Here is a 25316-nt window from a genome sequence, read left to right as displayed (position 1 = left end):
CAACCACAACCAGATGAGGAAACGAAGATGAACTCCCCCATCACCAAGACTTTCGATGCGGATACGACCAAAGCGCTCGAGCATGTCGACCGTGCAGAGATGGTCGATATCGCCTGCGACATGGTGCGCAGCAACAGCGTGAAGGGCGCCGAGGCGGCGCTCGCACACAAAATGGCCGAATGGTTCCGCGCACGCGGATACGAGGTTTGGTTGCACGAGCTGGATCATGGCCTTGCGCAGGTTGTCGCCACGCTCAAGGGCACCGGCGGCGGGCGCAGTCTGATGCTCAACGGCCACCTCGACACCGACCCTGTCACCACATTCGGCTGGAGCCGGGATCCCTTCGAACCGCATATAGACGGAGATAAGCTCTACGGTGCGGGTATCATCAACATGAAGGGCCCCGATGCGGCTCTGATCGAAGCGGCCGAGGCAATCCGCAAGTCTGGCGTCAAGCTCAAGGGTGATCTCGTAGTGGCGCTGGTCTGCGGCGAGCTTCAGGGCGGATACGGCATGGAAGAGCTGCTGAAAACCGGCTACCGCACCGATGCCGCGATCTGCTGCGAACCCTTCGGAACATGGAATGTGCTGACCATGAACGTCGGCACCGCGATCTTCGGCGTGTCGATCACAGGCAAGACCGAGCACATCATGTACAAGCACAACGCAGTGGACGCGATCCAGAAGATGCTCAAGGTGATCCCGGCGATCGACGCCATCGAGTTCACCTATGAGCCGCGCGCGGACCTGCCCGATATCCCCTGCATCCACGTTGGCGCGGTGATTGCCGGGCGCGGCACGGACTACAATCTCAAGGGGCCGAACTACGTTTCGGACTATGCCACCATCCTGTGCGACGTGCGCTTCCTGCCGGGCCAGACAATCGAGTCCGTCACCGCAGATCTCAAGCGTGCCATCGACAAGGTCGCGTCGGACGACCCCGAACTTGAATACAAGATCGACATCCCTGCTCCCGCCTTTTTCGGGACCGGCCTTACCAAGGGCCACGAGCCCTACGAGATCGACGCCGACGAGGAGATCGTCCAGCTGGTAGTCGAAAACCGCACACAGATCATGGGCGAGGCCCCGGAACTGGTGGGCGTGCATAACCCGGGCTCCTACTCGGGCGACGACACATCGCATCTGTGGAAGTTCGGTATCCCCTGCGTTCTCTTCGGACCGGGCCATCCGAACGGCATCCGCAGCGCCTTTGCCGACGAGTTCATGAGCATAGACGATATGGAAGCGCACAGCCGTATTCTGGTGAAGACGGCGATCGACTACTGCAACCGGGACGCCTGAAACGAAATCGGAGCGGCCGAGAGGCCGCTCCTCCCAATCCGCGCGCGGTCCGCTCCGTCTGATAAACACGGGGGCGCTTCAAACGGCCTCCTCACCTGCTGGGAAGCGTCTTGCGCAGCCAGTCAACGAACAACCGGACATTGCTCCGGAGCGGTCCCGACGGGATCGCGAGATAATAGCGAGTGCCCCATCCCTCCAGACCCTGGGGCCGCGGAAGCACTCTAAGACGCCCCTCCGCAAGCTCGCTGCCGATGATGATTTCCGGCACGAAAGCCGCACCCAGCCCCTGTTGCACCGCAGAAAGCTGAAGGAAGGGTGACCCCAAATCGACGTTTCGCAGCGCGGCCGGGTCGAGCCCCATCTCCCGAAGCAGCGTCTCCTCGCCCGCGTCACCCGCCGTCCAGACCCAAGGCAGATCGCCCGGCGCGCGACCATCTTGCAGAAGCCGCGGCGCGGCGACCGGCAGCAGAGGGCATTCCAGCAGGAGCTCCATGTCATACCCCGGCCAGTCAGGCTTCGTGCGGCCCGCGCAGATCGCAAGGTCGAGCTGCTCGCTCTGCAGCGCCGCCACGTCCGGCGAAGGCTGCACCGAGACACTTACGCCGGGATGCTGGTGCCAGAACTCATGCAACCGCGGGAGGATGACGGTCTGCGACAGATAGATTGTCGTTCCCAGACGGACCGGCAGCGCCGCCTGTTCCGCGCGCATATCCGCAACAGCCCACCTGATCGCGTCGAATCCCTCGGCCAGGGCAGTCGCGAAACGGCGGCCAGTCTCGGTCAACTCGACCCGGCGGCCCGCTCGCCGGGCAAGGGGCACGCCAAGATCGGCCTCGAGCGCGCGGACCTGCTGCGCCACCGCCGCCTGCGTGACATTCAGCGCCCGCGCCGCTTCGGCAAAGCTGCCATGGCGCGCGGTCTGATCGAAAGCGCGCAGCGCGGTGAGCGAGGGCTGCGCTACTCGGCCAGGGGATTGCATGATAGTTCACCTATCGTCCGATTATTATTCCCGAGTAGCGCATCCTCGGGCCACTGGATAGAGAAACCGCATACAACTCATTGCGTAGCTTCCCAGATGACGCGCGCCTGCTCCTTGTTGGGACAAAAGATCATGACCAGCGCTGCGAACCGATCCACCCTGAACCGTTTCATCGCCGCAAGCGGCCTCAGCAACCTTGGGGATGGGGTAGCGGTGGTGGTCTGGGCCTGGATTGGCACACTGCTGACCCGTGACCCATTGCTTGTCGCAATGATCCCCGTGGCGCTGCGCTTGCCCTGGGCGATCTTCGCCATTCCCGCCGGGATCATCACCGACAGGGTCAGCCGCAGATCGCTGATCCTCGGGGCCGACGTGCTGCGCGCCGCAGCGTTCGCGGTCGCGGCCCTGGCGATCTCCCGCGCCGCGCCGCTGGCCCCGCCGCCGGAGACAGGCGTCGCCGATGCGCTGCTCTTTGCCATCCTCGCCGGCTGCGCCCTGATGATCGGCGCGGCAGAGGTCTTTCGCGACAATGCTGCCCAGACTGTCGTGCCATCCATCGTGCCCGCCGCAGATCTCGAGATGGCCAATGGCAGGCTGTGGAGCGCGGAGCTTACCGCAAATTCTCTGGCCGGACCCGCGCTTGGCGCCTTCCTGATCGCAGAGGCCTTGGCAGTGCCCTTCGTCTTCAACATGCTGGCCTACGCCTGTGCCGTCATGCTCTTGTCGCGCATCCCGCTCGCTTCGCGTGGAGCGCAATACGCCAACCGGAACTGGAAGCGCGAGTTCCGTGAGGGCCTTGGCTTCCTCCTGCGGGCCCCGATGCTGCGCATGTTGGCGTTGCTTACCGGCCTTTGGAACATGTGCCACCAGATGATGATGATCGCTCTGGTGCTGCACATGCAGGAAAATCTGGGCACCGGCGCGCGCGCCTATGGGGCCGTGCTTGCCGCCGCCGCGGTCGGCGGGATCGCGGGGGGCCTGGCGGGTGGACGGCTCGCAATGCGTTTCGGTCGGGGACGCACCGCCCAATGGGCGCTCCTGCTAGGCTCGGCCAGCTTCCTGTTCGTCCCTCTGATGCCGGGGCCTGTGTCGCTCGCACTTCTGCTCGCGGGCTTCGGCCTCTTCGGCGTGACCTGGGATTCCGTTTCGGCCGCGTTCCGGCAGCGGATGGTGCCCGACGAAATTCTTGGACGGGTGACATCGCTCTACCGGCTGACGTCTTGGGGCATGATGCCGGTAGGGCTGGCGCTTTCCGGATGGATTGTCAAACTCGCGGAGCCATCGCTGGGACGTCCGCTTGCCCTCCAACTGCCTTTCGTGATCGCGGGCATCATAGCGGTCGCGCTTTCGGGCCTCGCCTGGCGCGCTGTCGGACGTGGCTTCACTGAACAACAGGCCGCCGCCACATCGGCGGAGGCCTGATTTCCAGTCTTTAGGCGCGCTCTCGACTGGGAACTTGAAGCCCTCCTCTCCACAGCGGAGCCTCGACCGTCTCGTCTCGCGGACGCCTTGGTCAGGCGCGCACGGCCTCCATCCCGCGGCGCCCCTGAAGGAGCACGAGGACAAGGGGAATAGCGAAGACGACCGCGCTAGCCAGCGGCACCGCGGCGTAGTCATACCCCGCCCGGATCACCGCACCGCCGACCACGGCACCAAGACCATTGCCGAGATTGAAAGCGCCGATGTTGACGGAAGAAGCGAGGCTCGGGGCGTCTTGCGCCGCGCCCATCACCCGCATCTGCATCGTCGGCACCAGGGCAAAGCAAAGCCCGCCCCAGACAAACAGCAGCACCAGCATGGCGATCAGATAGGTGTGGAGCACCGACATTGTGCCGAGAAGCACGATCAGGGCCACAAGCGTGCCGATCAAGGTGCCGCGCAGCGACTTGTCCGCAGCGATCCCGCCGAAGTGATTGCCCACCGTCATGCCGAGGCCAACGACGATCAGCGCGATGGTCACCAAGGCGGCAGAGGCGCCGACGCCGTCCTGTAGCATCGGAGCGACATAGGTGAAGACGGTGAACTGACCGGTCGAGGTCAGCACCGTCATGCCCAGGGCAGCGAGCACGGGCCGGCGCAACATGACCCGGATCTCGGCCTTGGCGTTGGTGTCCCCAGAGGCCGGCAGATGCGGCAGCGCCTTCATCAAGGCGAAGGCCGTGACGAGCCCCAGGGCGGCGATGAACATGAAAGGCACGCGCCAGCCGGTCAAATCGCCAAGGTAGGTCAAGGCGGGAACCCCGGCGACGTTCGCCACGGTAAGGCCCATGAAGACCGCCGCCACGGCGCCCGCCTGGCGGCCCGGCGCGACGAGGCCAGCGGCAACAATGGAGCCGACACCGAAGAACGTGCCCTGGCAGAGAGCCGTAATGACCCGCGCCGCGAGCAGAACCTCATAGCTCGGCGCAATCGCGGCCATGACGTTACCCGCGGCGAGGATCACGGCCAGCAGGATCAACAACCGGTTGCGCGCCATTCGGCCCGCCGCGAGCGTGACAATCGGCGCAAAGACCATCACGCCGAAGGCATAGGCCGTCACGATCAGACCCGCGGTGGGGATGGAGATTGCAAGGTCGTTCGCGATCACGGGCAGAAGGCCCATAGGAGAGAATTCCGTCAATCCGATCGCGAATGAGCCGAGGGAGAGTGCCGCAAGGGCAGGATTTAGCTTCATTCTGTCGTCTTTCGTATGTCTCTGGGTGCCGACCTGACACCCGATGTCTGCGTTCACGGCAAACTGGACGAACTCGGGCCCCGGGATTAGAGCTTGTCGCAGCACTTCATTTTTGAGGCATGGGCAAAGATGACCTCGCAATCTGACCGCTTCGGGGAAATGGAAGCCTTTCTCGCAAGCCTCGAGGAAGGCAGCTTTTCCGGCGCCGCGCGGCGCCTCGGTATGACCCCCTCAGGCATAAGCCGCACGCTAGACAGGTGTGAGGCCAGGCTGGGGGTGCGCCTGCTCACGCGCTCCACGCGATCTCTCAAGCTCACACAGGAGGGGCAGCGCTACGCCGTCCTCGCGCGCAAGATCCTCGCCGAGCTTGATCGGGCGGAGGATGAGATCACCGCGGGACTGGCGCCTTCGGGCCTGCTTAGGGTGTCGGCGGCCGTCTCGCATGGCCGGCTGCGGATCGTGCCTCAACTGGAGGAATTTGCCCGGCTCTACCCGGCGGTCGACATCGACCTGACGCTGACCGACCTGACGGAAGACCCCGCTCGGGGCGCCACGGATGTCGCAATCCGGTTCGGACGCCTTCCGGACAGCGGGCTGACCGCCCGCAAACTGGGAGAAGAGCCGATGGTCGTGGTCGCCGCCCCCTCGTATCTGGACGCAAGGGGGACGCCGGCAAAGCCCGAGGACCTGCGGAGCCACGACTGCCTGCTGTTCAACTTCGATCCATCCCGATCCCGTTGGCCCTTTTGCAGCCAAGGCAGGCGAACCGAGGTTCACGTCAGCGGCAGGTTCACCGCCAATAGCGGCGAAGCGCTCGGAATGCTGGCGGTTTCCGGCCTCGGAATTGCACGCGTGGCACGCTTTGCCGTGGAAGACGACCTGGCAGCTGGCCGCCTGCGTGAAGTGCTCCCGGGCGACACCATCGACGAAGGCCATGAAGTTCACGCCTTATTCGTCGGCGGGGACCCGATCCCCGCCCGGGTGCGGGCCTTGGTTGATTTCCTGGCCGACAGGATGGGGACGCGGTCAGGCCAATAGCGGCTTCCGGATCAGGCCCTCAGATAGGTCTCGTTCGCGAGTTTGATCGAGGTTTGTCGGCAGCGTAGCAGAGGATGAAATTGCCCCTGTCGCCGCGAGAAAAGCAAAAGGGCAGCACACAAGGTGCTGCCCTCCGGCCGGCATGAGGGAGCAGCCGCCTTAGTTGGTCGGCCAGGGCTGGCAGACCTCGTCAACGTTTTCGGCCGTGACCATCGGGTGCGGCACGTAGACGGATTTGGACATCTCGGCACCGTTGAAAAGATCGACGATGCTCTGCACCGCATAGGTCGCCTCGTCGACCGGCGATTGCAGGACGGTGCCGTACTGAAGGCCCGCTTTGATGTTCTTGATGCCGACCGGCTCGCAGCCGCCGCCAACCATCGCCATCTCGGTGGGGTCGAGCCCGGCACGCTCCGCGGCGATCAGAACACCCTGCATCATAATGTCTTCTGCGGCATAGACGCCGACAATCTCATCACCGTACTTGGTGAAAAGGCCAGCCGCGGCCTGTGTCGAAGTTCCAGTGTCCCAATTTCCCGGCTGCGCACCGAGGATCTCGAGATTGGGCGCCAGATCTGCCAACGTTTCGGTGAAGCCTTTGGTCATAGAAATGGTCTGCGCCTGACCCACGATGCCGGTGATCATGATCACGCCACCTTCCAGCGGTTTGCCCTTCGCCTCCAGCGCGTTGATCAGAAGCTGTGCCGACTTCGAGCCTTGTTCCTCGTAGTTGCCCCCGGTGTATTGCACCCAGAGGTCCTCGCGCGCCTTGTCGGGCTGCACGTCGGTCAGCAGCAGCGGGATGTCGGCGCGCTGAACCTTGCGCATCGCCGGGAAGAGCGCGGTGCCGTCGATGGTCCACAGCAGGATGGCATCGGGGCGCTTGGCGATCGCCTGATCGACCTGCGTCGCCTGTTGTGCCGGGTCGAACTTGTTGGTCACGACTTCAAGGTCGATGCCCTTCTCGGCGGCCAGCTTGCGGATCTGGTCGTTGTAGACGGCGCAATACTCGCAGATATCGTCTGCGCCGAGGAAGATGACCTTCTTGCCAGCCTGCGCGCCCTCTGCGGCGACACTTGCGGAGGCGAGGAGCGAGCCGGCGAGCAGTGCGCCGAAAGTCGATCGGATGATGTTCATTGGGTAGTCCTTCCTGTTGGTTATTCTGTTGGAAATTTCAGGCCAGTCTGGCCCGGAGCCAGGTGGCGGGTGCGCCCCCGGCAAGGACCGCGATCAGCAGCACGCCACCATTCAGCAGCAGGATCGCGGGGGAGCTGGCACCAATCAGCCCCAACCCGTTGTTCAGAACGGCCAGCACCAGCACCCCGATGGCGACGCCGAAGGGGCGCCCGACACCCCCGGAGAGCGCCACGCCTCCGAGGATCGCCGCCGAAGCACCCTGCAGCAGCAGGTTCGCGCCAAAGGTCGACGAGGCGCGGCCCAGCGTGATCGCCAGCAGAGCGCCCGCCAGTGCGGCGAAGAGCCCGCTCAGCACGAAGGTCGTTACCACCGCGCCGCGCACGTCCGCCCCGGCCATGCCCGCGGCCTTGCGGTGGCTGCCGGCGGCAATGATGTCCCGCCCCATTCGCGTGAAGGCCAACATCAGCCCCGTGACCACGAAGAGCACGATGGTGATGACCGAGCGTGGTGAGAGGACGCCGAACCAGTCCATGTTGAAGGCGTCGGTGAGGTCGTAGTTCTCGAAGTTGACGGCCTGACCGCCCTCAAGCCAGACGGCGAAGCCCGAGAGCAGGATCATCACGCCCAGCGTGGTGACCAGCGACGAAACACCAAGCTTCAGCGTCACGATGCCATTGAAGAGCCCGACCAACCCGCCGAAAGCGAGCGCGGCAAGCAGCCCCAGAACGGCATTGTCGGCTCCGCATTTCAGCATGATGAGGCCCGAAACCGCGACCATCGCGCCGCCCGAGAGGTCGAACTCCCCCGCCAGCATCGTCAGGGCCAGCCCGAGCGCGACGAGACCCAGCAGCGCGAAGCTCTCACCGAGCGCAAAGATATTGCCCGCCGCGAGGAAGTAGCTGTTGGCGGCGGTGAAGATCACTGCCATGCCAAGCAGTAGCAGCCAGCGCAGGGCGAGAAGCGGGTTTTCTGCAAGCGTTTTCATGAAGCTCTCCCTTCTCAGCGTTTCTTGCGGGCCAGCAGGGCGCCGGCTGTGACCGCCACCAGAACGGCGAGCCCTTTGACCATGAGCTGCACCTCGTAGGCGAAATTGTTGACGAGCAGGATGTTGGTGAGCACGGCGAGGAACAGAGTGCCCGAGGCCACGTCGATGATCCGACCGCGACCGCCGCCGATGGCGACACCGCCGACCAGCATTGCCGCGATGGCGCTGAAGTCGAGGTCCGCGCCGACCCGCAAGTTGCCCGTCCCGGACTGCGCCGCGATCAGTGCTCCGGCAATGGCCGCGCCGGCACCGGCCAGAACGTAAGACAGCACGACCATGCGGGTGACCCGCAGACCGGCCAGTTCCGCGGCGTCGGGATTGGTGCCACGCAGACGCAGCTCCCATCCGGCGCGGGTGCGCTGCATCAGCACCTCGCCCACGATCACGATGAGCAGAAAAAGCACCGCCTGCCACGGCACGCCCGGAATGAGGGTGCCGCTGCCCAGCCAGCTTGGCCCACCCTCCGCCAGCACGGTGCGCCCGTCGGAGACCCAGGTCGCCAGACCCGCGATCAGCGAGCCTGCGGCGATTGTCGAGATGATCGCGTTGCAGCGCAGCCAGCCCACGACAAGGCCCTGCAGCAGCCCGAAGACGAGACCCAGCGCAAGGCTCGCCGCCAGCGCGGGCAGCACGCCCCAGCCGGAGGCCGCGATATAGACGATCGAGGCGAAGGCCGCCGTGCTGCCAAGCGACAACGCAAAGAGGTTGCCGCTGATCGTGACGCTGGCCAGTCCGACCGCCGCAATCCCCACGGTCGAGGCCGCATAGAGGATCGAAGAGATGTTCGAGGCGCTGGCGAAGTTCTCGATGGAGGCACAGGCCGCCAGAAACATCACCACAGTGGCGATCTGGATCACCGTGGCCTGCACGCGCGCGGGGGCGAAAAGGCCTCCAAAGCCAGAGGTCCGGGAAAGGGTTGCTGCGCTCATGCCGCTGCCTCCGTATTTGGGGTGTCGGGACCATGCAGGATGTCGTGCAGGATCGCGTCGGCATCCATCTGTGGGCGCAGCGCGTCGCGAACCATGGCACCGCGATAGAAGGTCACAATGCGGTCCGAGGCATCGAGCACCTCCTCAAGATCAGTGGAGTAGAAGAGGATGGTGAGCCCCTCGGCCTCGGCCAGCCGCCGCAGCTGCGCGTAGATCTCGGCACGCGCACCGATGTCGACGCCGCGGGTCGGCTCGTTCAGCAGCAGAAGCCGTGGACCGAGCGCCGCGGCTTTGCCCAGCGAGACCTTCTGCTGGTTTCCGCCCGACAGGATGGAGACGTCATGCGGCAGGCGCGCCGGGTCGATGGCAAAGTTCTGCGCCAGTTGCGTCGCGCGCTCGCGGACAGCAGAGCTCACCATCCAACCATTGCGCGACACCCGGTCGAGGATCTGGCTCACGAGGTTGGTCCCGATGGCCGCCTCGAGGAAGACCCCGCGCTTGGCGCGGTCCTCAGAGACATAGGCGATCCCTGCGGCATAGGCTTCGGCGATCCCGCGCGGCGTCGCGGCTTTGCCGTCGAGCGACAGCGCGCCCCGCGCAGGATGCAGTCCGGCAAGGCTTTCGAGCAGCGTGTCCGCCCCCGAGCCGAGCTGGCCGACCAGCGAGACGATCTGCCCCGGCTGCACGTTGAGCTCGAGAGATGCGAAGCGTCCAGGAAGACTCCAGCCGGTGAGCGACAGGCGCGGCGCAACACCCTCGCGGGCATGGCTCGGCGCGATCTCTCCGGTCTGCAGCTCGTGTCCGATCATCGCCTCAACGAGCCGGGCGTTGGTCAGCTCGGCAGTGTTCGCAGTCATCACGTGCTGGCCGGAACGCAGCACGGTGACACGGTCGGTCAGCGCGAAGATCTCGTTGAGACGGTGCGAGATGATGACAATAGTCGTGCCCTGCTCGGCCTTGAGCCGACGCATCACGGCAAAGACCTTCTCGATCTCGCCATCCGACAGCGTGGCGGTAGGCTCGTCGAGGAGAAGCACGCGGGCGCCACGGGCAATGCCTCGCGCGATCTCGATCAGCTGGCGCTCGGCCAGCGGCAGCGTCTCGGCCTGCACATCGAGCGAGACATGCTCCAGCCCGACTGAATCCAGCACCTGCCGGACATGGGCGCGGAACGGGCCTCGGCGGTAGATCCGGCCTACATCGCGAGCGCCCAGCATCACGTTGTCGAGCACCGACAGGTGGGGGATGATCGACAGTTCCTGATGAACGATGGACAGCAGCGCCGGATCGACCGGCGTGCCGAGTTCGACCTGCATCCCGCCGATGCCGAGCTCTCCCTCGTCGGGCTCGACCAGCCCGCCGAGGATCTTCACAAGAGTGCTCTTGCCTGCGCCATTCTCGCCGCAAAGACCGTGGATCTCGCCTTCGGCGAGGTCGATGTCCATGCCCCGCAGAGCACGCACACCGCCGTAGCTTTTCTTCAGCCCGCGGGCACTCAGGATGGGTGCGCTCATGTCGCCTCCTTCCCGACCAGCGGCAGCTCGGCGAGCGCCTTGGACAGGTCGATCATGGCCCAGGGAAGGAACTCGGTGATGGCAAGGCCGACCATGTCGGTCTGCGCCGCGACGCCGCGCAACATGTCGACAATCTCGGGCAGTTCGAGCTTGCCCGTGGCGATGCCGTCGAATGCGCCAGCGGGCGCGTGCGGGTTGTTAAAAAGGAGGTAGTCGCGACCCTCAGGTGAGAGCACGTCGAGATCGAAATGGACCGCCACCTTCGTCGCCCCGCTGGCCTTCAGCCATTCGAGCACGGCCTGCGGGTCGGCGCGGAATTCGCTCGGGTCGATGTTGCGCATACCGCGCTCGGCAAGATAGGCCTGCTCGCCTTCCATCATGTCGTTGACGCCGACATAGAGCACGCGGGAAGGATCGACCGGGCGTGTCACGCAGGCGGTGAAGTCCGCGTCGCCGTCACCGAGAAGCATGGCGAGAACGTGAGCGTGGGCGTGGCTGAACTGGCTTTTGTTCATCACGTCCGGATGCGCATCGACCCAGATCACCGCGAGATCATCGCCGTATTTCTCAGAAAGGTAGGCGATGGGCGCGAGGTCCACGAGGCAGTCGCCGCCCACCGTCAGTACCGCCTCCGGGGCGTGAGAGGCGATGGCCTCCACCGCGGCGTCGAGCTGCGCTTTCAGCGCTGCCCGGGACTTGATCCCGTCCACCGGAGCGCGGTCCGCGCCCTCGGCGGTCGGCACCTCGATAGTCTCGACCGGACCGGTCGCATCCGGGAGCAGCGCCCCGAGAACCTTGGCGCCAACGCGGTAGGCCGGTTCGTCACCACCCTGCCATTGCGGCATTACGAGGCGCAGGGTGTTTGCGGGAGTGCGGGTCATGGGACCTCCGTCGTCTGGGTGTGTCATTGGCGACAACCCTGCCGATTTCGATGCCCCGCGGCTCGGCGCGCACGGTCAGATTCTCGGACTCACCGGCCAATCCGGATTGGCGCTACGGTCCGAGTCTGCGCACCTGCAGCGCGCCACACGCTCATGCCTCGTGCAAAATGAACGCTGCATGACTAATTGTTGTGCGTTCTTGGTGCCGACTTCCGCCTCCCACCGTGTTCGCTCTCGTCAAACTCAGACGAGTGCGTCAGAACCCTCCGATCCTTCCGCCATCACCGGGGAGATCAGAATGCAGCGCCTCAGCACCGCCGAACACGCGCCCGGAATGCAGTACGACTTCTGGCACAATATCGTCGAATCCTCCTTTGCCCATTGCGACGGGATCGCGCCGAACCGCCGCAGCTTTCGCGCCGAGATCGAGATCGCGCGTTGCGGCGACAGCGAGCTGACATCCCTCACCTCGGACGCCGTGCGCTACCTGCGCAGCGAGCGTCACCTGCGCCGGAGCGACACGGATGCCTTCTTTGTCTCGGTGATGCTCGAGGGCGGCGGCTATTTCCGCCAGAACGACCGCGCCGTGCATCATGCCCCCGGAACCGTGCTGATCTACGATTCCGCGCGACCCTACGAATACGAATATCCCGGGGCCTATCGCACGGCCCTGTTGCGCGTGCCACGACAGATGATGGAAGCCCGGATGCTCGGCGTGCGCGACCTTGGCGGTACGCTGATGTCCGCGGGCCGTCCTCAGGCTGCATTGATCCAGAGCCTCATCGTTAACCTGCTCGACACCGCGCGCGACGGTGACCTGCCGGAGCAGTTCATCGCACCGACGCTGGATCTCATTGCCGGAGCCTTCGGACAAGAGACCCCGCGCACCGAGATTGCGGGCCGGAACGATACGTTGAACCGGATCAAACGCTTCATGATCGAGAACATGGGGAACGAGGATCTCGGCGTCGCCGACATTGCGCAAGCGCAGAACATCTCCGCCCGCTCGCTGGGCCGTGCCTTCGCCGCCGAGGGCACCACGCCGATGAACTGGCTGCGCGATCGCCGCCTGACCGAGGCGCATGCGATGCTCTCGGAGGGGCGCGCGCGCTCGGTGACCGAGGCCGCCTATGACTGCGGATTCCGCGACCTGTCGTACTTCGGCCGCGCATTCAAGAAGGCCTACGGGAAGACACCACGTCAGGTCTGCGTCGTACGGCACTGACCGGCAGGCGTCCGTCTCGGTCAACTATCTGGCCGTCACGGACGAGCCTGCTCTACCCTGACATGGCATCTTCGCGGGACCAACAGATACGGAGATCGCCATGTACACCGTCGCTTTCATCATGAAGCGCAAGCCCGGCATGTCGCTGGAAGACTTCCTTGCCTATTACCGCGACCGCCACGGCCCGCGCATGGTCGAGCTGATCAAGGACAAGGGGCTGCTGGCCTATGAACACTTCCCGGTCGCGGCCCAGAAAGAGGGACGCTATCTGGCCGAGGATGGCCCCGCCTATGACGCCGTCTCCGTCTACAGCTTCGAGACCGAAGCCCAGGCCGAAGAGTGCTGGGAAATGCCGGAAGTGATCGAGGACAGTGCCGCCTTCATCGACTTCGACACGATGGTCGCGCTGCCGACCAATCGCCGCACGGTGTTCATGTTCGGCTGATCCCGCCAGCCGCCCCAACCTTCGTGACGCGCCCGCCTTCCAAGGCCGGGCGCGTTTCGCATTCCCCTGCCTTTTCTTGGCCGACCTGAGCGACTCTCTGGCCGCGGAGTCCAAGTTTCCCTGCGGCTCTCCGAGCATTCTGGCGTCATCCGGGCCGCTGCGGCCCGACACCAAGAAGCGCGCCACAAGGCCTCGTCAGGGAGACAGGAATGTCCGAACCACTGCTTGAAACACGATCCTTCGACTATGTTCCGGAAGAGGAACGGCACGGCAACGTCCGCTCTCAAGTACAACTCTGGTTCATGATCAACGCCCAGATCCTCACGATCTACACGGGCGCCGTCGGCGTCGCGACCGGTCTGTCGCTCGGCTGGGCGCTGGTCGCGATCCTCACCGGCTCTCTGGTGGGCACATTGTTCCAAGCCTTCCACGGCGCGCAGGGCCCGGTCATGGGCCTGCCCCAGATGATCCAGTCGCGCGTGCAATTCGGCTCCCGCGGGGTGCTGCTGCCGATCCTTGCCGCCACCCTCTCTCCCTTCGGCTTCGCGGTCTTCCTGATCCAGACCGCGTCCTACGCGGTGAGCGACGTGACCGGGATCGGCTCCTTCACGCTGCTCCAAGTCATCATCGCCGCAGTGGCGGGACTCATCGCAATTGTCGGGTTCCGGCTGGTGATGAAGGTCCAGAAATTCGCGTCCTGGCTCACCCTGCTCAACTTCGCGCTGCTGAGCATCGCCGTCGTCACCGTGCTGCCGATCGACACGCTGTTCCAGCAGGGCGGCTTCAGCACCCATGCGTTCTTCCTGCAGTTCGGCGTGTCCGCGATCTACCAGCTCGCCATCGCGCCGCTGGTGTCGGACTACACCCGCTACCTTCCGGCAAAGACCAGCGGCGCCAAGGTCTCGGCTTCGGTCTTCTTCGGCACCACGCTTTCGGCGGTCTGGTTGGAGGGCATCGGCGCCTTCGTAACTGCCGCTTTCCCGGACCTCGACACCATCGCCGCGGTGCGCCAGCTTGGGGATAGCTTCGGCTATGGGCTCGGGGCCTTCACCATGGTTGTCGCGGCATTGAGCTGCCTGATCACCATCTCGATCACCGCCTATAGCGGAACCCTTGCGCTGATCTCGGGCCTCGAGGCCTTCCGCCCGCTCCGCCCCACTCTCCGGCTGCGTACCGTGTCGATCTCCATCGGCATGATCCTCGCGCTCGCCTGCTCGCTAGCCATGTCGCAGGACACGCTGAACACCTTCGGTGCCTACCTCGCCATTCTCGGCTACGTCCTGATCCCGTGGACTGCGGTGAACCTGACCGACTATTACCTCGTGCGGCGCGGGCGCTACTCGATCACGGACATCATGCGCCCGGACGGCGGAATGTACGGCGCGTGGGGCGGCATCGGCATTGCGAGCTACGCCATCGGCTTCGTCGCAATGATCCCGTTCTTCAGCTCGGCCATCTACACCGGGCCGCTCGCGGCAAGCATGCACGGGGTCGATGTGTCGTTCATCGTCGGGCTGCTGGTCTCCTCGATTGTCTACGCCATCCTTGCCCGCAGGGTCGATCTTGCCACCGAGATGCAAAAGGTCCGTGAGGCTGCGCTCAACACCTTCGGCCACGCCTGAAGCGCTGACGCCCAATGAGAAAGGATGCCCGGACCGCAATCCGGGCATCACTCCGTTCCTAAGCCAGGAAAGCGAAAGCCCTGACGTCAGACAAGGGCGGTCGCCAAGAGTTGGCAGGCTCCTCGATACCGAGTGACCGGAAGACCGGGCTCACGTCGCGCTTCAGGTTACGCCTGCGCGTATCAGCACTGAAATCGCGGTCTCGAAGTGCTCGGTCATGGCAGCTTCGGCCTTGGTGCTGTCCTGCATCATGATCGCGGTGGCGATGCGTTCGTGGCAGCGAATGTTCTCTTCGCGGTTGGCCTCGGTGGCGCGTGCATGCCATCCGATCGACCATGTCTGCCTCGTGATCACCCCGTAGCTGTCTACCAGAAGCTCGTAGAGCGCGTTGCCAGAAGCGCGGGCGATCAGCGTGTGAAACCGAATGTCGAGTTCCATGATCTGCGTCGGCTCCGTCCGCAGGGCGGTGAACATCCGGTCTACGATCTCGAGAAGCTCCTTGGCCTGTTCGTCCGTGCGGCGCAGCGCGGCGAGCCCGACCGTGCGAAGTTCGAGCGTGCGGCGCACGTCGAGCACCTGCTGGATGGAGAGCTGCCCGGTATAGACCGTGTGATCGAGGAGAATCGACATCGCGTCGGCATTCATCGCGGCGACGCGGGCGCGGCGCCCATTGCCGAGCTGCAGCACTCCAAGCGCCGCCAGTGCGCGCATCGCCTCGCGCGCCACCGTACGCGACACGCCTAGCTGCGTCGCCAGTGCCTGCTCGCTCGGCAGAGCATCTCCAACCTTCATGTTTTCCTTGCGAATATAGGCCCGAAGGTCTGCGACGACGCGATCTACGAGACCCTTCTCCTGTGCGCTCATTTCCCAACCTTTCATACAGGTTCACAATTTTGATAACACCAAAAACGGATTTTAGCTTGATAATACCCTAACAGCCTGTCTACACCTTGTCCCGGGAAACCCGACGGAAGCATCACGCCGATGCGCTCTGCGCGGGACACGGAGAGACAGCTCGGCCCGCCGGGTCTGGAGGAAATCATGAAAATCACCGCGATCCGCACCTTCCGTGCGGAAGAATTTGCGAACGTGCTCTGGGTCCACATCGAGACCGACGCTGGCGTCACCGGGCTTGGCGAGACCTTCTACGGAGCCGAGGCCTGCGAGGCCCATATACACAACACGCTTGCAGTGCGGCTGTTGGGTCAAGACCCGCTGAACATCGAACTGCTGCACAAGGAAATGGTCAGCCTGCCCAACGCGCAGGCTTCGACCGGCGTCGAATATCGCGCCGCTTCGGCCGTGGACATCGCGCTCTGGGACATCTTTGGCAAGGTCGCGGACCTTCCCGTCCACAAGGTCCTCGGCGGCCAGAGCTGGGAAAAGGTCCGGGTCTACAACACCTGCGCCGGCACTCGCTATGTGCGTACCAATAAGATCAAACCGGTCGACACTTGGAACCTCGACGCCGAGCCCTCGCCCTACGAGGATCTCGACGCCTTCATGAACCGCGCTGATGAACTCGCCGAGGATCTTCTGTCAAACGGCATCTCGGCGATGAAGATCTGGCCCTTCGATCCGGCCGGGATCGAGAACAAGGGCATGTACATCACAGCCGAGCAGATGAAGGCCGCGATCAAGCCCTTCGAACTGATCCGCAAGGCGGTCGGCGACAAGATGGAGATCATGCTCGAGATGCATTCGCTGTGGAACCTGCCCACGGCGAAAGAGATCGCGCGGGCGGTCGAGCCCTATGCGCCGCGCTGGTTTGAGGATCCGATCCGAATGAACAACGCGCAGGCGCTGGCCGAATTCGCCCGCTCGACGCCGGTCTGGACCTGCGCCTCGGAGACGCTGGGCTCCCGTTTTGCCTATAAGGAATACATGGACCGCGACGCCGCGCATGTGGTGATGGCAGACCTGTGCTGGACCGGCGGGCTGACCGAGGGCCGCAAGATCGCCGCCATGGCCGACACCTACCACCGGCCCTTCGCCCCGCATGACTGCATCGGGCCGGTGGGTTTTGTCGCCGCGATCCACATGTCGTTCAGCCAGCCCAACACGCTGATCCAAGAGTCGGTCCGGGCCTTCTACAACGGCTGGTACCGCGAGCTCGTCACGGAGGTTCCGCGCATCGAAGGCGGCTATGTCTATCCGATGGAAGGGCCGGGTCTCGGCACCGAATTGGTACCGGCCTTCTTCGAGCGCGGCGATCTCAGCACCCGTGTTTCGGAGGTGAGCCCATGAGCCTGAAACTTTTCGACCTCACCGGGCGCACGGCGCTGATCACCGGCTCGTCGCGGGGCCTCGGCCGCGCCATGGCCGAGGGGCTGGCCGCTTGTGGTGCCAAGGTGGTGCTGAACGGTTCGAACGAGGCCCGCCTTGCGCAGGCCGTGGACGAGATGCGCGCCGCTGGCTTCACCGCCGAGGGTGCTTGCTTCGACGTGACCGACGAGACGGCCATCTGCACCGCTTTCGACCGCTTCGATGCTGAAGGGCTCGAGATCGACATCCTGGTGAACAACGCCGGGATCCAGTTCCGCAAGCCGATGCTCGAGCTCGACACCGCCGACTGGCAGCGGGTCATCGACGTCAACCTGACCTCGGCCTTCGTCATCGGCCGCGAGGCGGCAAAACGCATGGCGCAGCGCGGCTCCGGAAAGGTGATCAATATCGGCTCGCTGACCTCTGACCTCGCCCGCGCGACCGTCGCGCCCTACACGGTGGCCAAGGGCGGCATCAAGATGCTGACCAAGGCGATGGCCGCTGAATGGGGCGAGTTGGGCATTCAATCGAACGCCATCGCGCCCGGCTACATGCTTACCGACATGAACGAGGCGCTGGTGTCGAACCCTGATTTCGACGCCTGGGTCAAGGGGCGCACGCCGATGCGCCGCTGGGGCAAGCCCGAAGAGCTCGCTGGGCTCGCCATCTTCCTCGCCTCGGATGCCTCGAACTACGTCTCGGGGCAGCTGATCTTCGCTGATGGCGGCATGAGCTCGGTGCTGTGATGCGTGCCATCGTCATTCATGCCCCAAAAGACCTCCGTGTCGACGAGATTGCCTCGGCCCCTGCCCCCGCAGCGGGCGAAGTGCGCGTCGCAATCAGCCACGGCGGGATCTGCGGCTCGGATCTGCACTATTACCATCACGGTGGTTTCGGCTCCGTGCGGGTGCGCGAGCCGATGGCGTTGGGGCACGAGGTGTCGGGCATCGTCACCGAGATTGGCAGTGGCGTGACTGGGTTGGCCGAGGGCGACCGCGTGGCGGTGAACCCCTCGCGGCCCTGCGGCGCTTGCGAATACTGCCTGCGCGGGCTGGCCAACCATTGCCTCGACATGCGCTTCAACGGCTCGGCCATGCGGTTTCCGCACGAGCAGGGCCTCTTCCGAGCGCAGGTCACCGTGCCGGCAGCGCAGTTGGTACAGCTGTCGCCGAACGCGGATCTGGCGCTGGCCGCCATGTCCGAGCCTTTGGCTGTGTGTCTGCACGCAGTACGTCTCGCCGGCAGCCTGATCGGCAAGCGGGTGGTTGTCTCCGGCTGCGGCCCGATCGGATGCCTGACCATCGCTGCGGCCCGCCACGCGGGCGCCGAAGAGATCATCGCCACCGACATTTCGGCCACTGCTCTGAGCGCCGCCAAGCAGATGGGCGCAGACCACACAATTGACCTATCGCAGGGCTCGGATGCACTTGCGTCCCTGGGCACCGCCAAGGGTCAGGTCGATGTCGCCTTCGAATGTTCCGGCGCTCCGCCCGCCGTGGTCGCTGCCTGCACCTTCCTGCGCCCCCGCGGAATGCTGGTCACCGTTGGCCTCGGCCCCGAAACCAACTTGCCAATGAGTGCGATCGTGACCCGCGAATTGCAGATCGTCGGCAGCTTCCGCTTCGCGCCGGAGTTCGCGACAGCGGCCCGGATGATCGACGCCGGTCGCTTCGATCTGCGACCGCTGCTCACCAAGGTGCTGCCTGCTGAAGAGGCGGTTAGCGCCTTCGATTTAGCCACTGACAAAACCCGTGCAATGAAGGTGCAAATCAGCTTCCCAGCGCCTTGACCCGCACACAACCCATTGCAGTTGAAACAGGAACCCCAAGGGAGGAGCCCACGATGATCCTGAAGACAACCACCGCAGCCCTGCTTGCCGGCCTCTGCCTCTCCGGCGCCGCCTCGGCACAGGAATACAGTTTCCGCTTCCAGTCCTCGGACCCGGCCGGCAACCCGAACTTCATCTTCCAGCAGGGCTGGACGGAAACGGTCAAAGAGATGACCGACGGCAAGGTTAGCATCGAGCTGCTGCCGGTGGGTTCGATCGTCGACTACAAGGAAACGCCTGACGCGATCGCCGCCGGGATCATCGATGGCCATATCACCGACACCTCCTATTTCGCCGGTCGTGACCCGGCCTTCGGCCTCATCGCCAACCCTGTCGGCGCATGGTCCGATCCCGAGCAGATGATCGACTTCGTCGAAAACGGTGGCGGCAAGGAGCTGATGAACGAGCTGATCAATCCTTATGGGCTCGAGTTCATCGGCGTCTCCACCCCGGGCCTCGAAGCCTTTGTCTCGAAGGTGCCGCTCGACAGCGTCGCCGACCTGCAGGGCGTCAAGGTTCGCTCGCCCGAGGGGCTGATTGCCAACGTCTTCGCCGCCGCCGGCGCAAACCCGGTGAACCTGCCCGCCTCCGAGGTCTACACCTCGCTCGACAAGAGCGTCATCGACGCCGCCGACTACTCGGTCTTTTCGGTGAACCAAGAGACCGGCATGAACGAGATCGCGCCGCATCCGGTCTATCCCGGCTTCCACTCGCTGCCGCTGGTCGAGGTTTCGATGAACAAGGCCAAGTGGGACGCGCTGCCGCCGGAAATCCAGGAGCAGCTCAAGGCCTCGGTGAAGGAATTCCAGCAGACCCAGGTGAACACGCTGAAAGAGCGTGATCTCGAGGCGGTTGAAACCGCTGAGGCCGAGGGCATCACCATCCACAACTGGTCCGACGAGGAACGCGCCAAGTTCCGCGCCATCGCGCAGAACGAATGGGCGACCGTCGCCGAGGGCTCGCCGATGGCGAAGAAGGTCTTCGACACGCTGACCGCCTATCTCACCGACAAGGGCCTCCTCCAGTAAGCCCGTGGAGGCCGGCGGCACGGGTCGCCGGCCTTCCTGCATACCAATCTGACGGAGGACATGTTGATGAGCAGACCTGATAGCGCCCCCTCGGAACACGAGCACACCTCCGAGTTACCGACCCATGAGACACGAGAAGAGCCGATCCCCGAGGCGGGGCTGCTCGGCCGTGCCATCGACCGATTGGGCTTTATATTCGCGGTCGGGATCGTGGCGGCGGCGGTCTTCCTGCTGATGGAGGTCTTCCTGCGGTATGCGCTGAACGCCCCGACGATCTGGGCGCATGAGACCGCGACCTTCCTCTGCGGTCTGGCGTTTCTCTACGGCGGGCTGTTCTGCGTGTCGCGCGACCGGCACATCCGGGTGGTCCTGATCTACGACGCCCTCCCAGCGCGGGCCCGAAAGGCGCTCGACATCTTCACATCACTGGCCTCGATGATTGCCAGCGGGTTCTTTGCCTATGCGGCGTGGCTGATGCTCAGCAAGGCGGTATGGTCGCCGATGGGCGATCTGCGCCTCGAACGCTCCGGCAGCGCCTGGAACCCGCCGCTGCCCGCTTACCTCAAGATATTCCTTTTTGTTCTAATGCTTGTCATGTGCGCCCAGTTCGCGGTGATTGTCGTCAAGCAGCTCAAAAAGCCTGCAAAGGACATCTGACATGCAAGCCATGTTCGATCTGGCGGCGCTCGGCATCGGGCCCGCAACCCTCCTCATGTTCGGTCTCATGGTGGTGCTGCTGCTGACCGGCATGCCGCTGGCCTTCGTCACGCTGCTCGTCTCGCTAGTCTTTGCGCTCGGCTTCTTCGGCCCGCTGTCGATCACCGTGATCACGAGCCGGATTTACACCTTCGTCAACAGTTTCATCTTCGTCTCGGTGCCTATGTTCGTGCTGATGGCAGCGATGCTCGACCGATCCGGCGTCGCCCGCGACCTGTTCGACGCGATGAAGCTGATCGGTGGCCGGATCCGCGGCGGGGTCGCCGTGCAGACCATCTTCGTGTCGGTGATCCTCGCAGCCATGTCGGGCATCATCGGCGGCGAGATCGTGTTGCTCGGCCTGATCGCCCTGCCCCAGATGCTGCGGCTTGGCTATGATCGAAATCTTGCGATCGGTGTCGTCTGCGCCGGCGGCTCGCTGGGTGCCATGATCCCGCCCTCGATCGTGCTGATCATGTACGGTTTGACCGCCAACGTCTCGATCGGCGATCTGTTCACCGCGTCCTTCGTGCCCGGCCTGATGCTGGCCTCGCTCTACGTGGGCTACGTGCTGCTGCGATCCTACTTCTCGGAAGGCGTGGCGCCGCCCCCCACCAACGAGAAGATCCCATCTGCAGAAAAACTGCGCCTGCTCAAGGGGCTGATCCTTCCGCTGCTCGTGGTGACTTTCGTTTTGGGCTCGATCTACGCCGGTATTGCCTCTGTGACCGAAGCCTCGGCGGTCGGCGTGGCAGGGGTCGCGCTCTCTGCCGTGATCCGCGGCGAGTTCACCTGGAAGTTCCTGCGTGAAAGCGCAATGCAGACCCTCTCCACCTGCGGCATGATCGTCTGGATCGGGATCGGTGCCACGGCCCTCGTCGGCGTATACAACCTCATGGGCGGCATTAATTTCGTCGCTGGGCTGATCACCGGTGTCTCGGACAACCCGATCGTGATCGTTCTGCTGATGATGGCGATCCTCTTTGCCCTCGGGGCCTTCCTAGACTGGGTCGGGATCGCGCTGCTGACCATGCCGATCTTCGTGCCCATCGTCACGAGCCTCGGGCTCGACCCGATCTGGTTCGGCGTGCTGTTCTGCATGAACATGCAGATGAGCTTCCTGTCTCCGCCCTTCGGGCCTGCCGCCTTCTACCTGAAGTCTGTCGCGCCGCCCGAGATCTCGCTCGGGGACATCTTCCGCGCCCTGCTCCCCTTTATCGGGCTTCAGGCTTTCGCGCTCGCTATGATGCTCTGCTTTCCGCAGATCGCCGTCTACTGATGGGCTTCGACCGACACTGAAACAGGTACGGATCACATGAAGATCGTTTTCCACGGCGCCAATGCACTCACCTTTTTCGAAGGCTTCGAAACGCTCCTGGAGACCCCGCATGAGCTCGTCACAGTGTCGGACACGTTCGATGGAGCAGGAGACCTCGAGCACTACCAGACCGCCGAAATCATTGTCGGCACCCACAGCCGCGCCGAGTACCCGCCGACCTCGGCCAAGCTCTTCCAGCTTCCGGCGGCGGGCTATGACGGCGTGCATTTCCCTTCTCTCCCTGAGGGCTGCGCGGTCTGCAACTGCTTCGGTCATGAGAATGCCATCGCCGAATACGTCATGGCGGCGCTGCTCGCGCGGCACGTCCCGCTGGCCGAGGCCGACCGGCAACTCCGACAGGGCGACTGGCACTACTGGGCCGGCGGCCCCTCGGGCCTGCGAACCGAACTTGGCGCGCAGAGCATCGGCATCGTCGGGCACGGACACATCGGCCGCACGCTTGCGGCGCGAGCTCTTGCCTTCGGCATGACGGTACATGTGGCGAACCGCTCACCGGTCTCCACCCCGGACTATGCGGCCACTTATGGCCTTGCGGACCTGACGGAAATGGCATCGCACATCGATGTTCTGATCAACACGCTGCCGCTGAGCGACGGGACCGCAGGGATCATCGGCGCAGACGTCCTAAACGCATTGGGAGCAGAGGCCATCGTGATGAACGTCGGCCGCGGTCCGGTCATCGACGAGGACGCGCTCTTCGAGGTGCTCTCGACCAGAAGGATCGGTGGCGCGATCATCGACACGTGGTACGTCTATCCGACACCCGATCAGCCGAACCCAATGCCGGGGCACAAACCGTTTCACGACCTCGACAACGTGACACTGACGCCGCACATGTCAGGCTGGACCAACGGGACGATCACCCGGAGGCAGCAGGCAATGGCGCGCAACGTCGATCGCCTGGCAAGAGGTCAATCCTTGAAAAATCGTGTGCCCTGAGAAGAGATTAACCCTTCGGCGATGCCAGCAGGCCAGACCCGAACTCCCTATTCCATAGTTCGGCAATGCAATACGCCCCCAGATGACAGGGCTTCCGCCTGCTTTTCAATTCGCGCTGTATTGTCGCTGATTTGATTGTCGGACTTTAAGCCGACCTTCGTTGGTCCGGTGCTTTCGCGCGGCACCAAGCTCCACTACATTTTCCTGCCTGCAGTTGCGCCCGAAACAGATCACCTCAGGTCAAAAACGCATTTATCGCCTCCAGTGGCCGAAAGCTCTCCATGGCTTCTAGGAAGCCTAAATCACCCCATGAAGGCGTTGGGCGCCAGCGTGTTGCCGAGGAAGTAGAGGTTCTCGCGCAGCGCCTCGCGGGTGACAGAACCGCCCAGACAGACCCGCAGCTTCTCGCCCGGTGCGCCCGCGACGGTGAAAGCGTCAGAGGGCATGACCCCAAGCTGCCGCCCGGCCATGCGCGCGACGATATCGGCGCGGCCCGCGCCCTTGGGCAGGGTCAGCCAGATGTTGAAGGCATTCTCTGCGGCGGTGAACTCCGTCCCCTCCAGCGCCTCGCGCGCGATGGCCTGCCGCGCGGCGCTTTCGGCGCGGATAAAGCGGCGGATGCCGTCGGCGGTGCCATCCTCGATCCACTGCGTGGTCAGCGCCATCGACAGCGGCGAGGGCATCACCGACAGCGCCCGGATCGCCTGCGCCAGCCGGAAGGCGCAGCGCGGCGACGGTGCGATGGTGAACGCCAGCCGCAGCCCCGCGCCGATGCATTTCGCCAGCCCGCCAATGTGCCACGTCAGGTCGGGTGCCGAGAGCGCGATGGGCGCTGGGGACTTGGCGGGGATGAAGCCATAGGCGTCATCCTCGATCAGCGTCAGCCCCTCGGACCGCAGCACCTCGGCCAGCGCCAGCCGCCGCTCGACCGGGATGGTCAGCGTAGTGGGGTTCTGCAGCGTCGGATTGAGGTAAAGCGCCTTGGGCCGATGCTCGGCGATGGCGGCGCTCAACGCCTCGGGCGTCACGCCCTGCGCGTCCATATCCAGCCCGACCAGCGTCACGCCGAAGCGCGCCGCGATATTGCGGATGCCGGGATAGGTGACACGCTCGCAAAGCACCGTGTCGCCGGGCTTGGTGATGATCGACAGGATCGCCGCCATGGTTGCATGAGCGCCCGGCGTCACCGCGATGCGCTCCAACGAGGGCACCATGCCGCGCATGCTCAGCCAGCTCGAGGCGGCGGTACGGTCACGCTCGGATCCAATGGGCGATTGGTAGCGCAGAAGGTCGATGAGATTGGCCGAGACATAGTCGAGCCCGCCCTTCATACGCCCCACGAGCTCCGGATCTGTGGGCTCAGGCGGCATGTTCATCGACAAATCCTCGGCGCGCTTGCGCTCGGGGTCAGCGGCGGGCGCGGCGGCACGCTCGGCCACGAAGGTGCCGCGGCCCACATGGCTGTCGACCAGACCGCGCGCCTGCGCCTCGGCATAGGCGCGCGAGACGGTGGTGAAGTCGATGCCGAGACTGGCGGCGAGCCGCCGCTGCGGTGGCAACCGGTCACCACTGCCCAAGAGCCCCTGCTCGATATCGCGGGCGATCGCATCGGCGATGGCAAGGTAGCGCGGCTTGCCGCTGTCGGTCAGCTGGGGAGACCAGTCAATCATCTGCTTCAACTCCTGTTCGACCCAGCCTTAGCGGATCGATTCTCGGAATTGAAGGGCAATTGTATGCATCTACGCAAAACCTGAGCCCTGCGCGCCACGGTTTCAGACAGACATTGCCTGCCGAACCAGCGAAAGCTCAAAACTTCGTCTAAAGATTACGCGGAATGCATGTTTATTGTCATTATTATTGTATGCACATTGAACTGCTCATTGAGTGAATCATTTGCTGCCCAGCATCCTGTCTCCACGCAGCGACAAGGAGGGCAAGATGCCTCAGGTTACCAAAGAAGCACACAAGGACGGAGACTTTTTCGTCAACTATGAAGAAAAGGTCTTCGAAGATGTGAAGGCCGACGAAGGCGAGAAGGCGCTTGTGACCTTCCATACCGTCGCCTTCGAAGGCTCGATCGGCCTCGTCAACATTCTCAATGCAATCCGCCTCAATCGCAAAGGCTATGAGACGTCGATCCTGCTCTACGGCCCCGGCGTGACCCTCGGCATCCAGCGCGGTTTCCCGACGCTCGGCGACGAGGCCTTCCCCGGCCACCAGAACTTCGCGGTGAACCTCAACAAGTTTATGGGCGAAGGCGGCAAGGTCTACGCCTGCCGCTTCGCGCTGCAGGCGCTCTACGGCCACGGCGAGCCCTCGCTGCTGCCCGGCATCACCCCCATCGCACCGCAGGACGTGCTCGACTGCATCCTGCTGCACAAGAAGGCCAATGCGGTGATCCTCGACACCTGGACCGTGTGATCCCTCCTG

The 25316-nt window shown here is 64.2% G+C and carries 23 protein-coding genes; 14 read left to right on the top strand and 9 right to left on the bottom strand.

Annotated elements, in window-relative coordinates; all coding sequences use genetic code 11:
• Positions 1–27: 27 nt before the first annotated feature.
• The gene (locus tag AYJ57_RS17630) at positions 28–1302 is read left to right on the top strand and encodes a M20 family metallopeptidase (RefSeq protein WP_066109032.1); all 1275 of its coding nucleotides are present in this window, start codon (positions 28–30) and stop codon (positions 1300–1302) included.
• 91 nt (positions 1303–1393) lie between these two features.
• On the opposite strand, the gene AYJ57_RS17625 is transcribed toward AYJ57_RS17630, so the two are convergent.
• The gene (locus tag AYJ57_RS17625) at positions 1394–2281 is read right to left on the bottom strand and encodes a LysR family transcriptional regulator (protein ID WP_066109029.1); all 888 of its coding nucleotides are present in this window, start codon (positions 2279–2281) and stop codon (positions 1394–1396) included.
• A 96-nt stretch (positions 2282–2377) separates the two neighbouring features.
• Here AYJ57_RS17625 and AYJ57_RS17620 point away from each other — a divergent pair, with 96 nt between their 5' ends.
• On the top strand, positions 2378–3703 hold the full coding sequence (locus tag AYJ57_RS17620) for an MFS transporter (RefSeq protein ID WP_237220222.1): 1326 nt from the start codon (positions 2378–2380) through the stop codon (positions 3701–3703).
• Between the two features lie 91 nt (positions 3704–3794).
• On the opposite strand, the gene AYJ57_RS17615 is transcribed toward AYJ57_RS17620, so the two are convergent.
• The gene (locus tag AYJ57_RS17615; protein ID WP_066109024.1) at positions 3795–4955 is read right to left on the bottom strand and encodes an MFS transporter; all 1161 of its coding nucleotides are present in this window, start codon (positions 4953–4955) and stop codon (positions 3795–3797) included.
• Between the two features lie 93 nt (positions 4956–5048).
• On the opposite strand from AYJ57_RS17615, the gene AYJ57_RS17610 reads away from it, so the two are divergent.
• Positions 5049–5993, top strand: a complete 945-nt coding sequence (locus AYJ57_RS17610; protein WP_217621118.1) for a LysR family transcriptional regulator — start codon at positions 5049–5051, stop codon at positions 5991–5993.
• Between the two features lie 159 nt (positions 5994–6152).
• Here AYJ57_RS17610 and AYJ57_RS17605 read toward each other — a convergent pair whose 3' ends face one another.
• From AYJ57_RS17605 to AYJ57_RS17585, 5 genes are read right to left on the bottom strand one after another with little or no spacing between them, the layout of a single operon-like run.
• Positions 6153–7130, bottom strand: a complete 978-nt coding sequence (locus AYJ57_RS17605) for a sugar ABC transporter substrate-binding protein (RefSeq protein WP_083191340.1) — start codon at positions 7128–7130, stop codon at positions 6153–6155.
• A 37-nt stretch (positions 7131–7167) separates the two neighbouring features.
• Positions 7168–8115, bottom strand: coding sequence for an ABC transporter permease (locus AYJ57_RS17600; RefSeq protein WP_066109021.1), 948 nt, complete (start codon positions 8113–8115; stop codon positions 7168–7170).
• A gap of 14 nt (positions 8116–8129) precedes the next feature.
• Positions 8130–9104: an ABC transporter permease gene (locus tag AYJ57_RS17595; protein ID WP_066109016.1), complete on the bottom strand. Its 975-nt coding sequence runs from the start codon at positions 9102–9104 to the stop codon at positions 8130–8132.
• Entirely contained in the window at positions 9101–10618 is a 1518-nt protein-coding gene (locus AYJ57_RS17590) for a sugar ABC transporter ATP-binding protein (protein ID WP_066109014.1), read from the bottom strand. Before AYJ57_RS17590 ends, AYJ57_RS17595 begins: the two co-directional genes overlap by 4 nt.
• Positions 10615–11499 carry an arginase family protein gene (locus AYJ57_RS17585; protein ID WP_066109010.1) on the bottom strand — a complete coding sequence of 295 codons (885 nt, stop codon included), beginning with the start codon at positions 11497–11499 and terminating at the stop codon, positions 10615–10617. Before AYJ57_RS17585 ends, AYJ57_RS17590 begins: the two co-directional genes overlap by 4 nt.
• A gap of 298 nt (positions 11500–11797) precedes the next feature.
• On the opposite strand from AYJ57_RS17585, the gene AYJ57_RS17580 reads away from it, so the two are divergent.
• The 3 genes from AYJ57_RS17580 (at position 11798) to AYJ57_RS17570 (ending at position 14791) form a co-directional block, all read left to right on the top strand.
• Positions 11798–12724, top strand: coding sequence for a helix-turn-helix domain-containing protein (locus AYJ57_RS17580; protein ID WP_066109007.1), 927 nt, complete (start codon positions 11798–11800; stop codon positions 12722–12724).
• Between the two features lie 100 nt (positions 12725–12824).
• Positions 12825–13169, top strand: coding sequence for an EthD domain-containing protein (locus tag AYJ57_RS17575; RefSeq protein ID WP_066109004.1), 345 nt, complete (start codon positions 12825–12827; stop codon positions 13167–13169).
• Between the two features lie 209 nt (positions 13170–13378).
• Positions 13379–14791 (top strand): purine-cytosine permease family protein, encoded by a 1413-nt coding sequence (locus AYJ57_RS17570; RefSeq protein ID WP_066109000.1) that lies wholly within the window; start codon positions 13379–13381, stop codon positions 14789–14791.
• A 162-nt stretch (positions 14792–14953) separates the two neighbouring features.
• Here AYJ57_RS17570 and AYJ57_RS17565 read toward each other — a convergent pair whose 3' ends face one another.
• Positions 14954–15655: a FadR/GntR family transcriptional regulator gene (locus tag AYJ57_RS17565; protein WP_066108998.1), complete on the bottom strand. Its 702-nt coding sequence runs from the start codon at positions 15653–15655 to the stop codon at positions 14954–14956.
• A 177-nt stretch (positions 15656–15832) separates the two neighbouring features.
• Between AYJ57_RS17565 and AYJ57_RS17560 the strand changes: the two genes are divergently transcribed.
• From AYJ57_RS17560 to AYJ57_RS17530, 7 genes are all read left to right on the top strand, one after another.
• The gene (locus tag AYJ57_RS17560; protein WP_066110435.1) at positions 15833–17038 is read left to right on the top strand and encodes a mandelate racemase/muconate lactonizing enzyme family protein; all 1206 of its coding nucleotides are present in this window, start codon (positions 15833–15835) and stop codon (positions 17036–17038) included.
• Positions 17035–17802 carry an SDR family oxidoreductase gene (locus tag AYJ57_RS17555; protein ID WP_066108995.1) on the top strand — a complete coding sequence of 256 codons (768 nt, stop codon included), beginning with the start codon at positions 17035–17037 and terminating at the stop codon, positions 17800–17802. The genes AYJ57_RS17560 and AYJ57_RS17555 overlap by 4 nt, the downstream gene beginning before the upstream one ends.
• The gene (locus AYJ57_RS17550; RefSeq protein WP_066108992.1) at positions 17802–18845 is read left to right on the top strand and encodes an L-idonate 5-dehydrogenase; all 1044 of its coding nucleotides are present in this window, start codon (positions 17802–17804) and stop codon (positions 18843–18845) included. The genes AYJ57_RS17555 and AYJ57_RS17550 overlap by 1 nt, the downstream gene beginning before the upstream one ends.
• Before the next feature lie 53 nt (positions 18846–18898).
• Entirely contained in the window at positions 18899–19912 is a 1014-nt protein-coding gene (locus AYJ57_RS17545; protein WP_066108990.1) for a TRAP transporter substrate-binding protein, read from the top strand.
• A 66-nt stretch (positions 19913–19978) separates the two neighbouring features.
• Complete coding sequence (locus AYJ57_RS17540; protein WP_083191398.1) at positions 19979–20569, top strand: TRAP transporter small permease subunit; 591 nt, start codon at positions 19979–19981, stop codon at positions 20567–20569.
• 1 nt (position 20570) lies between these two features.
• A complete protein-coding gene (locus AYJ57_RS17535; protein ID WP_066108987.1) occupies positions 20571–21887 on the top strand; it encodes a TRAP transporter large permease in 1317 nt (438 codons plus the stop codon).
• Between the two features lie 36 nt (positions 21888–21923).
• Positions 21924–22886, top strand: coding sequence for a 2-hydroxyacid dehydrogenase (locus AYJ57_RS17530; protein ID WP_066108983.1), 963 nt, complete (start codon positions 21924–21926; stop codon positions 22884–22886).
• Between the two features lie 302 nt (positions 22887–23188).
• Here AYJ57_RS17530 and AYJ57_RS17525 read toward each other — a convergent pair whose 3' ends face one another.
• Positions 23189–24556 carry an aminotransferase-like domain-containing protein gene (locus tag AYJ57_RS17525; protein ID WP_066108981.1) on the bottom strand — a complete coding sequence of 456 codons (1368 nt, stop codon included), beginning with the start codon at positions 24554–24556 and terminating at the stop codon, positions 23189–23191.
• 268 nt (positions 24557–24824) lie between these two features.
• Between AYJ57_RS17525 and AYJ57_RS17520 the strand changes: the two genes are divergently transcribed.
• Positions 24825–25307, top strand: coding sequence for an MSMEG_0572/Sll0783 family nitrogen starvation response protein (locus tag AYJ57_RS17520; protein WP_066108978.1), 483 nt, complete (start codon positions 24825–24827; stop codon positions 25305–25307).
• Positions 25308–25316: the final 9 nt, after the last annotated feature.

Origin of the sequence: Salipiger sp. CCB-MM3, from assembly GCF_001687105.1 — a bacterium.
Classification (GTDB): domain Bacteria; phylum Pseudomonadota; class Alphaproteobacteria; order Rhodobacterales; family Rhodobacteraceae; genus Salipiger.
The sequence above is the reverse complement of the archived record's forward strand: the minus strand, read 5'-3'. Positions and strand labels throughout refer to the sequence as shown.